Annotated in this window: 11 protein-coding genes and 1 pseudogene; 8 read left to right on the forward strand and 4 right to left on the reverse strand. The window is 62.3% G+C overall.

Annotation, left to right across the window (positions count from 1 at the left end):
- From GSM73_RS27065 to GSM73_RS06900, 5 genes are all read left to right on the forward strand, one after another.
- On the forward strand, positions 1 to 500 hold a 500-nt coding region (locus GSM73_RS27065; RefSeq protein WP_256676752.1), incomplete at its 5' end, for a potassium-transporting ATPase subunit KdpA.
- 10 nt (positions 501 to 510) lie between these two features.
- Complete coding sequence (gene kdpB, locus GSM73_RS06885; protein ID WP_076385736.1) at positions 511 to 2,565, forward strand: potassium-transporting ATPase subunit KdpB; 2,055 nt, start codon at positions 511 to 513, stop codon at positions 2,563 to 2,565.
- A gap of 162 nt (positions 2,566 to 2,727) precedes the next feature.
- Positions 2,728 to 3,273: a potassium-transporting ATPase subunit KdpC gene (gene kdpC, locus GSM73_RS06890; protein ID WP_047226336.1), complete on the forward strand. Its 546-nt coding sequence runs from the start codon at positions 2,728 to 2,730 to the stop codon at positions 3,271 to 3,273.
- A 68-nt stretch (positions 3,274 to 3,341) separates the two neighbouring features.
- Positions 3,342 to 5,993 (forward strand): sensor histidine kinase KdpD, encoded by a 2,652-nt coding sequence (locus tag GSM73_RS06895; RefSeq protein ID WP_076385734.1) that lies wholly within the window; start codon positions 3,342 to 3,344, stop codon positions 5,991 to 5,993.
- A gap of 48 nt (positions 5,994 to 6,041) precedes the next feature.
- Positions 6,042 to 6,740 (forward strand): response regulator, encoded by a 699-nt coding sequence (locus GSM73_RS06900; protein WP_076385732.1) that lies wholly within the window; start codon positions 6,042 to 6,044, stop codon positions 6,738 to 6,740.
- 101 nt (positions 6,741 to 6,841) lie between these two features.
- Here the strand turns inward: GSM73_RS06900 and GSM73_RS06905 are convergent, their stop codons facing one another.
- Positions 6,842 to 7,879 (reverse strand): patatin-like phospholipase family protein, encoded by a 1,038-nt coding sequence (locus GSM73_RS06905; protein WP_047226339.1) that lies wholly within the window; start codon positions 7,877 to 7,879, stop codon positions 6,842 to 6,844.
- A gap of 208 nt (positions 7,880 to 8,087) precedes the next feature.
- Here GSM73_RS06905 and GSM73_RS06910 point away from each other — a divergent pair, with 208 nt between their 5' ends.
- From GSM73_RS06910 to GSM73_RS06920, 3 genes are all read left to right on the forward strand, one after another.
- Positions 8,088 to 8,378 (forward strand): hypothetical protein, encoded by a 291-nt coding sequence (locus GSM73_RS06910; protein WP_039588883.1) that lies wholly within the window; start codon positions 8,088 to 8,090, stop codon positions 8,376 to 8,378.
- A gap of 106 nt (positions 8,379 to 8,484) precedes the next feature.
- Positions 8,485 to 9,246 carry a CHAD domain-containing protein gene (locus GSM73_RS06915; protein WP_076385730.1) on the forward strand — a complete coding sequence of 254 codons (762 nt, stop codon included), beginning with the start codon at positions 8,485 to 8,487 and terminating at the stop codon, positions 9,244 to 9,246.
- A 233-nt stretch (positions 9,247 to 9,479) separates the two neighbouring features.
- Positions 9,480 to 10,277 carry an acyl-CoA thioesterase II gene (locus tag GSM73_RS06920; protein ID WP_047226341.1) on the forward strand — a complete coding sequence of 266 codons (798 nt, stop codon included), beginning with the start codon at positions 9,480 to 9,482 and terminating at the stop codon, positions 10,275 to 10,277.
- Positions 10,278 to 10,285: 8 nt separating this feature from the next.
- Here the strand turns inward: GSM73_RS06920 and GSM73_RS06925 are convergent.
- The 3 genes and pseudogenes from GSM73_RS06925 to GSM73_RS06935 form a co-directional block, all read right to left on the reverse strand.
- Positions 10,286 to 10,504, reverse strand: a pseudogene (locus GSM73_RS06925) (terminase); the annotation flags it as partial.
- A 254-nt stretch (positions 10,505 to 10,758) separates the two neighbouring features.
- Positions 10,759 to 12,240 (reverse strand): methyl-accepting chemotaxis protein, encoded by a 1,482-nt coding sequence (locus GSM73_RS06930; RefSeq protein WP_047226342.1) that lies wholly within the window; start codon positions 12,238 to 12,240, stop codon positions 10,759 to 10,761.
- A 209-nt stretch (positions 12,241 to 12,449) separates the two neighbouring features.
- A partial coding sequence (locus GSM73_RS06935) for a TatD family hydrolase (RefSeq protein ID WP_160892031.1) occupies positions 12,450 to 13,165 on the reverse strand: 716 nt, incomplete at its 5' end.

Consider the following 13,165-nt stretch of genomic DNA (forward strand, 5'->3'; position numbering starts at 1 on the left):
GATTGATGATTGGCCGTACCCCGGAATACCTGGGCAAAAAGCTCGCTGCCAGGGAAGTGCAACTGCTGGTGATAACCCTGTTGGTCATGCCGGTGAGCGTGTTGGGGCTGGGGGCCATTGCTGCGAGCCTGCCCGGACCTGCTGCAGCGGTGAGCAACCCTGGTGCCCATGGCTTCAGCCAGTTGTTGTATGCCTACACCTCGGCGGGTGCGAACAACGGTTCGGCCTTCGCCGGTTTTGGTGCCAACACACCCTTTCACAATCTGATGCTGGGCCTGGGCATGTTGATCGGTCGTTTCGGCTACATCCTGCCGGTTCTGGCCTTGGCCGGTAGCCTGGCGCTGAAGAAAACCGCGCCGATCGGCCCGAACAGCTTCCCGACCCACGGCCCGCTGTTCGTGACCCTGCTCACCGTGACCATTTTGTTGGTGGGCGGCCTGACCTTCCTGCCGACCCTGGCCCTGGGGCCGATTGCCGAACACCTGAGCCTGGGTTTCTGAGGATCTGATGATGAATATGCCAATGAGCAAAACCGTCGTCGCCAAGGCGTCGGAGCAACCGAAAACCGCGATTTCGGCCTTGTGGCGGCCAGCGCTGGTGCAAGCTTTCGTCAAGCTCGATCCGCGCCAGTTGCACCGTGCCCCAGTGATGCTGGTGGTGGAGCTGACCGCGATTCTCACCACGGTGTTGTGTTTCGTTCCGGACAGCAGCGTGCCGACTTTTGTCGCCGCGCAAATTGCCCTGTGGCTGTGGTTCACGGTGCTGTTCGCCAACTTTGCCGAAGCCCTGGCCGAAGGTCGCGGCAAGGCCCGGGCAGACAGTCTCAAGGCCGGTAGCGAAGGCCTGAGCGCACGTCGCCAGACGGCCAACGGCTTTGAGGTGATAGCCGCCACCCGCCTGCGAAAAGGCGACGTGGTACGCGTCGAGGCGGGGGAGATGATTCCTGGCGATGGTGAAGTGATCGAAGGCATCGCCGCAGTGAACGAGGCGGCGATTACTGGCGAATCGGCCCCGGTCATCCGCGAGTCCGGCGGCGACCGTTCAGCCGTCACCGGCAACACGCGCCTGGTCTCCGACTGGCTGCTGGTGCGCGTCACCAGTAACCCCGGTGAATCCACCCTGGACCGTATGATCGCCCTCGTCGAAGGCGCCAAGCGGCAGAAGACGCCCAACGAAGTGGCGTTGGATATTCTGCTGATCGGCCTGACGCTGATCTTCCTGCTGGTGGTGGTGACGCTGCAGCCGTTCGCGCATTTCGCCAACGGTAATTTGCCGTTGGTGTTTCTGGTGGCGCTGCTGGTGACGTTGATTCCCACCACCATCGGCGGGCTGTTGTCGGCCATCGGCATCGCCGGGATGGATCGACTGGTGCGCCTGAACGTGATCGCCAAGTCCGGCCGCGCGGTGGAAGCGGCGGGGGACGTGCATGTGCTGATGCTGGACAAGACCGGCACCATCACCTTCGGCAATCGTCGTTGTGCCGCGGTTCACGCCGCGCCCGGCGTGAGCGTCAAGGAACTGACCGAAGGCGCGTTATTCGCTTCGTTGGCCGACGACACGGCGGAGGGCAAGTCCATCGTCGAGTACCTGCGGGGTTTGCATTCGCAACCCGAGCCTGGCGCCGAACTGCTTACCGCTGTGCCGTTCAGTGCTGAAACCCGATTGTCCGGTGTCGACTATCAGGGCCGGGTGTACCGCAAAGGGGCCGTGGATTCGTTGCTGAGTTTTATCGGCCTGTCGAAAAGCGAACTGCCACCTGCACTGGCACGGGAGGTGGACAAGATCGCCCAGAGCGGCGGTACCCCCTTGCTGGTGTGCGTTGACGGCAAGCTGCTGGGGGCGATTCATCTGAAGGACGTGGTCAAGCCCGGTATCCGCGAGCGCTTTGCCGAGTTGCGCAAGTTGGGGATTCGCACGGTGATGGTCACCGGCGACAACCCACTCACCGCCGCCGCCATTGCTGCCGAGGCCGGCGTCGATGACGTGCTGGCCGAGGCCACACCGGAGAAAAAACTGGCGCGCATCCGTCATGAGCAGAATGACGGTCGTCTGGTGGCGATGTGTGGTGACGGTGCCAACGATGCGCCGGCCCTGGCCCAGGCTGACGTCGGCATGGCGATGAACGACGGCACCCAGGCGGCGCGAGAGGCGGCCAACATGGTCGATCTGGACAGCGATCCGACCAAGTTGCTGGACGTGGTGCAAATCGGCAAGGAACTGCTGGTGACCCGTGGGGCCTTGACGACGTTTTCCATCGCCAACGACATCGCCAAGTACTTCGCCATCCTGCCGGCGCTATTTGCCTCGATTTATCCACAACTGGGTGTGCTGAACGTGATGCACCTGAGCAGCCCGCAGAGCGCGATTCTGTCGGCCATTGTGTTCAACGCCTTGATCATCGTGGTGCTGATCCCGTTGGCGTTGCGTGGCGTGCGGGTGCAGGCCGCCAGCGCGGCGGCGCTGCTGCGGCGCAATCTGCTGATCTATGGCCTGGGTGGGATCGTGGTGCCGTTCGTGGGGATCAAGGCGATCGACATGTTGCTGACGGCGTTGGGGTTGGTTTGAGCGGATAACCAACGCTCGCCTTCACCTTGCGGGAGCAAGGCTTGCCCGCGATGAGCGATGACGCGGTGTTGGTTCAGACCGAGGTGACCGCATCGCGAGCAAGCGTTGCTCCCACAAAGTGGTTCCCACAGGTAATTTTTCATTCAATTCGAGGATTTCTGGATGTTCACTCTGATACGCCCGGCCTTGAGCCTATTGCTTCTGATGACCCTGATCACCGGCGTTGCGTACCCCTTGCTGGTTACGGGCGTGGCGCAAGTCGCGTTTCCCGCCCAGGCCAACGGCAGCCTGATCGTTGATGCCGACGGCAAGGTCCGCGGTTCTCTGTTGATCGCCCAGGATTTCCAGGGCGATGCTTGGTTCCATCCACGTCCATCGGCGGGTGCTTTCGCCACGGTAGCCAGCGGCGCCAGCAACTTTTCCCCGAGCAATCCGGCCCTGGCCGCACGGGTGATCGGTGACGCCCAGGCCTTGCAAGTGCCGGGTCAAGGCCCAGTGCCGTTGGCGCTGCTGACCACCTCGGGCAGCGGACTGGATCCCCACTTGCCACCGGCAGCGATTGCCTATCAACTGGCGCGTGTCGCCGCCGCACGCAATCTGCCGGTATCGTCCGTGCAGCAACTGCTCGACGCTCACATCGAGCAACCGCTGGTGGGGCCGCCGGTGGTGAATGTGCTGGCCTTGAACCTGGCGCTGGAAAAACTGTAGACCCCTGTGGGAGCAAAGCTTTGCTCCCACAGGGCGTTTGATCAACATCTGAAAGAGAACCCGAACACATGAGCGACTCCGGCCGCGCCGATGCACTGTTAGCCAAGCTGCCCCGCAATGACCGGGGCCGGCTCAAGGTCTTCCTGGGTGCGTCGCCGGGTGTCGGCAAGACCTACGCCATGCTGCAGGCGGCCCACACGCAACTGCGCCAAGGTGTCAGGGTGGTTGCCGGCGTGGTGGAGACTCACGGCCGCAGTGAGACTGAAGCGCTGCTCGGCGGTCTGGTGCAGCAGCCGCTGGTGCGTTCGGAGTATCGCGGTGTGATGCTCGAGGAAATGGACCTTGATGGTCTGCTCGCGGCTCGACCGGCCTTGGTGCTGGTGGACGAACTGGCCCACAGCAACGCGCCCGGCAGCCGACATGCCAAACGCTGGCAAGACATTCAGGAGTTGCTGGCCGCCGGCATCGATGTCTACACCACCGTCAATGTCCAGCACCTGGAAAGTCTCAACGATCAGGTGCGCGGTATCACCGGCGTGCAAGTTCGCGAGACGCTGCCCGACTGGGTCCTGCAGGAGGCCGATGAACTGCTGTTGATCGACCTGCCACCGCGCGAGCTGCTGGAGCGCCTGCGCGATGGCAAGGTTTATGTGCCGGAACAGGCGCGCGCTGCGATCGATGCATTTTTCAGCCAGACCAACCTCACCGCATTGCGTGAGCTGGCCATGCAAACTGCCGCTGCACAGGTGGACAACGATCTTGCCCAGGGCTATCGCCAACTGGGCCAGGCGGCTCCGGCGGTGCGGGGACGATTGTTGGTGGGGGTTGACGGTGATGCCCAGGCCGAACGTCTGGTGCGCCACGCCAGCCGCGTCGCCCAGCGTCGGCATCTTCCCTGGAGCCTGGTACACGTGGACAACGGCAGCACGCGGGACGAGCCATCGCGCCAGCGCCTGCAAAATGCCCAGCAATTGGCCGAACGCCTGGGTGGGGAAGTGGTGCTGCTACGGGCCGGTGAAGTCGCCAGGACCTTGATCCAGCACGCCACCGAACGTCGCGCCACGCTGGTGCTGGTGGGACAGTCCAGGCGGCGTCTGCGCCGGCGGCTGTTCGGTGGTGGCTTGGCTTCGCGTTTGCTGCGCGATGCCAGGGGGCTGGAAATCAACGTACTGGATCGCGATGAACAGCCCCCTGCGGCCCGTGAGCGTTCAAACGCCGCCCTGGCTGGTTTCGACTACGTGCTGGCGCTGTTGGCGACGGCGGCGGCCAGTGCGCTGGCTTGGGGGGTCTCCGGGCTTCTTCCCTTGCCTAATATCTCCCTGGTGTTTCTGATGGCGGTGTTGCTGGTGGCGGTTCGCAGCAGCCTCGGCCCTGCGCTGGCCTGCGCGGCGCTGTCGTTCCTGGCCTATGACTTTCTGTTCATCCCACCGAATTTTTCCTTCACCATCCAGCGTGAAGAAGATGTACTCACCCTGGTGTTCTTCTTGCTCATGGCGGCCCTGACCGGCAACCTTGCGGCCCGCCAGCGACGACAGTTGCAGGCGCTGCGCGAGACCCAGCAGGAAACCGGCGAGCTGCTTGATCTGTCCCGCAAACTCACCGCCGCGACCGACCGCCAGGCGGTGATCAGCGCCGCCGCGCAACACCTCAACGGCTGGCACGACCTGCAACTGTGCCTGCTCAACCGTGACGGCCAGGACGGCTGGAAGGTTGAGACAGCTGAACCATTGACCTTCACTGAAGCTGAGCGCGCGGCCGCCGATTGGGCCTGGCAACACGACCAACCGGCCGGCGCCGGCACCGGGACGCTGCCGTCCGGGCGCTGGTGGTGGTGGCCGTTGTCGACAGAGGAGGGCCCGCTGGCGTTGCTGGGCGTTTGCCCGAAAGAAGGCAAGCCGTTGAGCGGCCAGCGGCGTCGTCTGCTGGCAGCTCTCAGTCAGCCACTGGCGCAGGCCCTGGCGCGGGCGCAACTGGCCCAGGATCTGGAAGCAGCGCGCCTGCACGGCGAAACCGAGCAACTGCGCAGTGCGTTGTTGGCGTCGGTGTCCCACGATTTGCGCACGCCGCTGACCTCCATGCGCGGCAGTATCGACAGCCTGTTGGCGTTGGGAGAGGCGATCCCGCTGGCCGATCGCCGCGAACTGCTGGAAGGCACCCGTGATGAAGCTGAGCGCCTGGATCGCTACATCCAGAACTTGCTGGACATGACTCGTCTCGGCCATGGGGCTCTGAAGCTGGCGCGGGACTGGGTGTCGCCGGCCGATATCGTCGGCAGCGCGTTGAACCGGTTGCGGGCGGTGCTGGCACCGTTGACGGTGGGCATCGAAGTGCCGGCCGAGTTGCCGTTGTTGTATGTTCACGCGGCGTTGATCGAACAGGCCTTGGTGAACGTGCTGGAGAACGCCGCACGATTTTCACCGACTCACGGGCGATTGCTGCTCAGCGCAGGGGCGACGGACAGCGAAGTTTTTTTCGCCGTGGCCGACGAGGGACCCGGGATCCCTGAAGAAGAGCGCGAGAAAATCTTCGACATGTTCTATACCGCTGCGCGCGGGGATCGCGGCGGGCAGGGCACGGGGCTGGGGCTGGCGATCTGTCAGGGCATGGTCGGTGCCCATGGCGGGCGGATCAGCGTGGACACCGGCCTGGACGGACGCGGTACCTGCATCACCCTGCACCTGCCATTACAGACACAACCGGGCCTGGACGATGAAGCCTGAGCGGCGCTGGGTTACTCTCTTTCCACCTGATTGCATTGAACGGACCTCATGAGCCAGACCGCGACCCTTTTGGTCATCGATGACGAACCGCAGATTCGCAAATTCCTGCGCATCAGCCTGACTTCCCAAGGCTACAAGGTGCTCGAAGCCGGCACCGGCGCCGAAGGCCTGGCCCAGGCGGCGCTGAACAAGCCCGATCTGCTGGTGCTCGACCTGGGCCTGCCGGACATGGACGGCCAGCAGGTACTGCGCGAGTTTCGCCAATGGTCCACGGTGCCGGTGCTGGTGCTCTCGGTGCGGGCCAGCGAAGCGCAGAAAGTCGAGGCGCTGGACAACGGCGCCAATGATTACGTCACCAAGCCGTTCGGCATCCAGGAGTTTCTGGCGCGCATTCGTGCCTTGTTGCGTCAGGCCCCGGCAGGCGAGGCGCGGGAAGCGGCGCTGACGTTTGGTCCGCTGACGGTGGACCTGGCTTATCGCCGGGTTCTGCTCGATGGCACTGAAGTGGCCCTGACCCGCAAGGAATACGCCGTGCTGGCGCAATTGGCGCGCCATCCAGGGCGGGTCATTACCCAGCAGCAATTGCTCAAGGACATTTGGGGCCCGACCCACACCGAAGACACCCATTACTTGCGGATCGTGGTCGGTCATCTGCGGCAAAAACTGGCGGACGACCCGACCCGGCCCCGGTTCATTGCGACCGAGGCGGGGGTTGGGTATCGGTTGTTGGGGGAGGGTGGTGTTTAACCACAAGGTTTCAAGCCAAGCGCTATTGTGGCGAGGGGATTTATCCCCGCTGGGGTGCGACGTTTCGATAAATCCCCTCGCCACAGAGTTTAGTGCCACATTCAGTTCTGCTCATTCTCATAGCGATCCAACGTATCGCTGGCAATCTCCCGCCCCAGGGCGATCAGCTCCGGCGCCTTGTAGAACTCGAAAAACCGGCACACCCGTTTCGGCACGTTGATCAGCACATCCGGTGGATACCCGGCGATTTTGTATTGGGCCAGGGACGTCTGCATCACCTCGAAACTCTGGTTGATCAGATCCAGCAGCGAGGCCGGGCCAACGTTGTCGATGATGAACGAACCGGTCGCCGATTTCGGCGCACCTTCGGATTCCGGCGCGGCGGCCGGTTGTTGGCCCTCGGGCTCGGCGGATTCCAGCCATGGATTGATCTCGGCGGCTTCAGCTTTTAGCGCCTCCTGTTCCAGCAGCAGCAACTGCTCGGCTTGCTTGCGACGGAACGGTAGACGCGAGCCCAGGGAACTGACGAGGGTGTCGAAGCGACGCTTGAACGCTGCCGGGCGCTGGATGACCGGCAGTCGGTACTGTTTCTGGTTGGTGGCGTTGAGGTTGACCGCGATGATCAGGTCGCAATGGCTCGACACCACCGGCACGATGGGTAACGGATTGAGCAGGCCGCCATCCACCAGCATGCGGTTGCCTTGCATCACGGGGGTGAACAGGCTGGGAATCGCCGCCGAGGCGCGCATTGCCTGGTGCAGGCAACCTTCCTGGAACCAGATTTCCTGCTGATTGGTCAGGTCGGTGGCCACGGCAGTGTAGGGAATACGCAGGTCTTCGATATTGAGTTCGCCGACGATCTTGCGAATTTGCCCGAAGACTTTCTCGCCGCGAATCGCCCCCAGGCGAAAGCTGACGTCCACCAGTCGCAGCACATCCAGGTAATCCAGGCTTTCAATCCAGTTACGATAATCGTCGAGCTTGCCCGCGGCATAGATTCCGCCCACCACGGCACCCATGGAGCAGCCGGCGATGCAAGCGATGTCGTAGCCACGTCGTTCGATTTCTTCGATCACCCCGATATGGGCGTAGCCCCGGGCGCCACCCGATCCCAGTACCAATGCGACACGTTTTGTCATGACCCGGCCTCTTGTAAAACAGACTTTAACAATGCACTTATCGACGGCTGGGCTCAATCGTTGTGGCGCAGGTGTCGTTTTTTGATACGCCGTGCCGGCATTTGCGTATGCTCGCCCACACTTGTATTTACGCGGTCGGGCATTGGCACTTTTTGCGGGCTGGACCGTCTTACTTGCACGACTGTTGACCTGACTTGAGGTGTAATTGATGAAAGCCCGGATTTGTCTGCCCCTGGTGGCATCCTTGATGGTTTTGGCCCTGGCCGGTTGTGCCGGCAAGACCGCTTACCGCGATAGCTGCGGCAGCCAGCTCGACAGTGCCTGGCGCGAACTGGACCTGGCCAAGGCCGAAGGTTTTGCCGGCACCGTGAGTTATTCCAAGGCCCTGTCGTTGTTGACCGGCGCCAAGACCCAGCAGCAGTTCGAAGCGTTTGAGGGGTGCACCAAAAAGGCCGAGAAGGCCCGTTTCTACATCCGCGAATCCCGCGCAGGGCGTTAATAGCAGCGACAAGCTGTCAGCGGCAAGCTACAAGTTAGGGGAGCACTCTGCTCCTCACTTGAAGCTTGCAGCTTGACGCTCAACGCTACGTACGGAGTACGTCCCCATGATTGATCGGCTGGTGGCCCGGATACTGGGCCTGGAAGTCCGGCTGCTGGCCTGTCAGGCCCGCCTCAATGCCCATACCGACAGTGAAGCCCTGCATGACCTGCGGACCACGGTTCGCCGTTTGCGCAGCTTGCTTCGTCCGTTGCGCGGTTTGCCCGGTGTCGAGCAGCTGGAAACGGCGGCCTCGGCGGTCGGCGCGCTGACCACGCCCCTGCGTGACCGGGAAGTGCTGGCCGCCTACCTTGAGCAGCACGGCAAGATCGAAGCCGCGCGGCGGCGCCAGGTGCAAATGGCCGATGCTTATCCCGCCGTTGCCGGCAGCCCGGAGCTGGCCCAATTGCTGATGGTGCTTGATGCTTTCCCGCGCTTCATTCGCGCGGCGCAACGTCAGGACCTGCTTAAAGGTCTGCGCAAACGCATCGAAAAGCGCCTGGACAAACAATGGAAGAAACTCGGCGAAGCCTTGGGCGATCCGGCCCATGATCGCCACCGTTTGCGGCTGCTGATCAAGCGTGTGCGCTACGCCATCGAAGCCTACCCCGAACTTGACCGCCTACCCGAAGCGGCCATGCCACGGCTCAAGTCCGCCCAAGGCGCCTTGGGGGACTGGCACGATTGCTGGCAATGGCTGGCCAGGGCCAAGCAGGAAAGCGACTTGCAATCCTGCGTGCCGGTCTGGCTCAGCACCATGGAAAAGGCCGAGGCCAAGTCCGATAAAGTGCTCGATAAACTCGTTGCCAGTTGCTTCAAAAAATCCTGAGTCCTGCAGATATTCCCTTGTGGGAGCGAGCCTGCTCGCGATAGCGCCGCGTCAGTCACCAGTTATTCAAGCTGACTCACCGCTATCGCGAGCAGGCTCGCTCCCACAGTAGATTGGCGGGGGTTGGGATGCCGCGGCCTATCTGTCAGTCTCTTTGGCCAGAATGAGCGCTGTGCCACCCGTCTGGGCTGGTTAAGATTCCTGCATCTTTTTCCCATGTTTTCGAGGTTGTCATGCGCTTTTCCGATTTGATCGATGCCGTGCGCCGTCAGCCTGACTGCGTGATCATCGCGCCTGAATGGGGCCAGGGACGCGCCAGTTTTGGCGGTCTGGTGGCGGCGCTGCAATATGAAGCGATGCGTGCGCGGGTTCCGGCGGATCGCCCGGTGCGTTCGCTGGCGATCACCTTCGTCGGGCCGGTAGCGGCCGACGTACCCGTCAGTTTCGAAGTCGACGTATTGCGTGAAGGCAAGGCGGTCAGCCAAGTATTGGGGCGAGCGGTACAGAACGGTCAGGTAGTGACCGTGGTACAAGGCAGCTTCGGCGCCTCGCGCTCTTCCGTGGTGGCGGTCCAGGCCGACCCCGCGCCTGAGTTCAAAAGCGTGGAGCAATGCCAGGAACTGCCCTACATCAAGGGCGCTACGCCGGAATTCATGCGTCACCTGGCGCTGTGCTGGAGTGTTGGTGGCCTGCCGTTTACCGGCAACAAATCCCGCAGCATGGGGGGCTGGGTGCGCTTGCGTGGTGATGTCAAAGAGGAGCCGCTGAACGAGGGGCACATCCTGGCATTGGTCGATGCCTGGCCTCCGGCGTTGCTACCCCATCTCACTCAAATGGCACCGGGCAGTACGCTCACCTGGACCATTGAGTTCGTCCAGCCACTGCTGGAACTCACGACACTGGACTGGTGTAAATACCTGGCCGAGATCGAGCATGCTCAGGACGGTTACGGCCATGTCGCCGCCAGGTTCTGGAGCGCGGATGGTCGCTTGATCGCCCTGAGCCGGCAGACAGTGACAGTTTTCGCCTAAGGCTCTTCATGACCGTGGCACTGCAACACGAGTGCGGCAATCATGCCGAGGGAGCCGATGGCGACATTGGCCAGGCTGAGGCTGAACACCCCCGATACCATCAGCAAAAACGCGACGATGAACAGCGGTACGGCAATCTGGTGCAACACCGGATTGCTCGGGTGACCATGATGGTCAAGGCAGGTGCGCCATTGCCAGGCCGGGAAGTGGGGGTGACGTTTGCCCATGATGCTGATCCTTGAGTTCGCTAACCGAGTAACCCAAGCGTAAGCCCGGCCGGGCAGCGCGACGAATCGCGGTTGGCTATCGACGTGATAGGTGGCCATAGCCTTTCACCGTTGTGGGAGCAAGGCTTGCCCGCGATGCAGGCGCCTCGTTCCCCAGGGAGACCATATTGTCTTCATCGCGGGCAAGCCTTGCTCCCACAGATAAACCCCAGGCCGCAAGAACTCTCCCAGGCAGGTCAATTGGCAGCGGGGTCCTAAAGCCTGAGCTGCCCGATCGCCTTGTTCAGCTCACCGGCCAACGTTGCCAGTTCATGGCTGGTGGTGGCCGAGTCCACCGTCTGGCGCACGGTGTTTTCAGTCACGTCACGAATACTCACGACCGCCCGGTTCATTTCCTCGGCAACCTGGCTTTGCTGCTCGGCCGCCACGGCGATCTGGGTGTTGCTCTCCCGCATCTGCGCCACCGCCCCGGTGATTTGCTCCAGAGCCTCACCGGCTTCCCGGGCCTGTTGCACGCAATCGTCGGCCTTGTAGGAGCTTTCCTGCATGAAATCCACCGCGTCCCGGGTTCCCGCCTGCAAGGCCGACACCATGGCGGTGATTTCATCCGTGGAGGTCTGTACCCGCTTGGCCAGGTTGCGTACTTCGTCGGCCACCACTGCAAACCCTCGACCCATTTCCCCGGCTCGCGCCGCTTCAATGGCCGCGTTGAGCGCCAGTAGATTGGTCTGTTCGGCGATGCTGTGGATCACGCTGACCACGCTGTTGATCTTCTGGCTGTCCTCGGCCAGGCGCTGGATCATTTCGGCGGTCTGCTGCACGCCGCGGGAGAGCCCGGTGATCGACTGTTGCACCCGGCTGACTACTTCGCGGCCATTGCCGGCCAAGGTATCGGCGCTTTTCGACAGGTCGCGGGTGGCGCCGGCATGTTGGGCGATGTGATAAACCGTAGCGGACATCTCGTTGATCGCCGTCGCCGCCTGATCGGTTTCGCTTTGCTGGCCGAGCATGCCGTGGCGAACATCGTTCATGCTCGATGCCAGGCGTGCTGCACCGCTGTCCAGTTGCCGAGCAGTGCTGGCAACGGTGTCAACCACACGTTGATATCCGGCTTGCATGGCATTGAACGCCGCCGCCATCTGGCCCACTTCGTCCTTGCAGGCCAAGGGGACGCGGGCGGACAGGTCACCGGTTTTTTCCACGTGCAGCATCACATCCTTCAGGGTGTTGAGCTGGCTGAGCAGAAACCGGATTAGCAGCTGCGATGCGCCCAGCATGGCCAGCATCAACACGAACACCGCCACGGCGTATTGGCTGAAGCGTTCCCTGAACACCTGGCTCAGGCTTGCGCCTTGGGCCAGCACGGCCAACTGTTGGCCGTCACCGCCACGGATTACTTCGGCGCCCAGCAGTGGGTTGTCGCCCAACAGGGGGCTGGCCGAGAGTGCTACCCAGCCGTTGGCCTCTGCTATTGAAGGCAATGATTGATCGTTCAATGTGGGAATCTGGCCGCGCTGGAATGCCAGCAGGTGATCGGCCTTGGGCAATGGCTGCCCGGCAGGCCAGGCACTGAGCAAGCGTGCCTGGGCCTGGGCGTTTGCCTGGGCCGCATGGTTGCGCGCCTGTTGTTCGAGCTGCACCGCGTAGAGTACGAGCAGCAAGGTCGTGACAAAGGCGACCGCATTGACCGCCCAGAATTTGTACTTCAGTGAGATATTGCTAAGCCAGGCACCCATGGAAGGTCTTCTCTGATAGCGGAAACAGTTTTGGCAAGGTGCCATTATTGTGCCGCTATCCAAGGTGTGGGGTGTTGATATGGGTCAACAGACAACGCCTATCCCCTTTGGGAGCGAGCCTGCTCGCGATAGCGGTGTACCAGTCGGCCTATGGGCAAGCTGATCCATTGCTATCGCGAGCAGGCTCGCTCCCACAGGTTTTCATTGGGTCAGGAGAGGGTGGGCAAGCCAAAAAACGCGCGGGCACAGGCGGTGCTATGGGCAGCGAGGTCTTCCTGGCTTTCCCCCCGGTGCAAGGCGACTTCGCGCAAGGTTTCCGTCAGGTAGGCCGGTTCGTTTCGACCATTCTTGGGTTTGGGGCGCAGTGTGCGAGGCAACAGGTACGGTGCATCGCTTTCAAGCATCAAGCGAGTGCGAGGAATTTCCCGTACCAATGGATGCAAATGGGTGCCCCGGCGCTCATCGCAGATCCAGCCTGTGATGCCTATATGCAAGTCCAGGTCTAGATAGCTGAACAGGGCCTTTTTTTCAGCGGTAAAGCAGTGCACCACCGCTGCGGGCAATTGGTCGCGAAACTCCCGCAGGATTTCCAGCAGTCGCTGATCGGCATCACGTTCGTGAAGAAAGACCGGCAATTGCAACTCCACCGCCAGGGCGAGGTGTTCTTCCAGGACTTTTTCCTGCTGCGGGCGCGGGGAGAAGTCCCGGTTGAAATCCAGCCCGCATTCACCCACTGCGCGAACGCGGTCTTGTTTCAGCAGGTCTTTGAGGTGCCTGGCGCTATCGGCGGTCCAGTCGCTGGCGCTATGGGGGTGAACACCGGCGGTGGAAAACAGCCGCTCCCCGGTGTCATCGAGGCGCTGGCACAGCTCAAACGCCTGTTCGCTGCCGTCGACGCTGGTACCGGTCAAGACCAGTTGGCAGA

Source organism: Pseudomonas sp. PICF6, from assembly GCF_009831705.1.
Classification (GTDB): domain Bacteria; phylum Pseudomonadota; class Gammaproteobacteria; order Pseudomonadales; family Pseudomonadaceae; genus Aquipseudomonas; species Aquipseudomonas rhizophila.

Bases quoted from the DNA above. Each gene is read 5' to 3' on its own strand.
- GSM73_RS06915 (WP_076385730.1), top strand. From the start codon at position 8,485: ATGATTGATCGGCTGGTGGCCCGGATACTGGGCCTGGAAGTCCGGCTG.
- GSM73_RS06905 (WP_047226339.1), bottom strand. From the start codon at position 7,879: ATGACAAAACGTGTCGCATTGGTACTGGGATCGGGTGGCGCCCGGGGC.
- GSM73_RS06920 (WP_047226341.1), top strand. From the start codon at position 9,480: ATGCGCTTTTCCGATTTGATCGATGCCGTGCGCCGTCAGCCTGACTGC.
- GSM73_RS06900 (WP_076385732.1), top strand. From the start codon at position 6,042: ATGAGCCAGACCGCGACCCTTTTGGTCATCGATGACGAACCGCAGATT.
- GSM73_RS06895 (WP_076385734.1), top strand. From the start codon at position 3,342: ATGAGCGACTCCGGCCGCGCCGATGCACTGTTAGCCAAGCTGCCCCGC.
- GSM73_RS06910 (WP_039588883.1), top strand. From the start codon at position 8,088: ATGAAAGCCCGGATTTGTCTGCCCCTGGTGGCATCCTTGATGGTTTTG.
- kdpC (WP_047226336.1), top strand. From the start codon at position 2,728: ATGTTCACTCTGATACGCCCGGCCTTGAGCCTATTGCTTCTGATGACC.
- GSM73_RS06930 (WP_047226342.1), bottom strand. From the start codon at position 12,240: ATGGGTGCCTGGCTTAGCAATATCTCACTGAAGTACAAATTCTGGGCG.
- kdpB (WP_076385736.1), top strand. From the start codon at position 511: ATGAATATGCCAATGAGCAAAACCGTCGTCGCCAAGGCGTCGGAGCAA.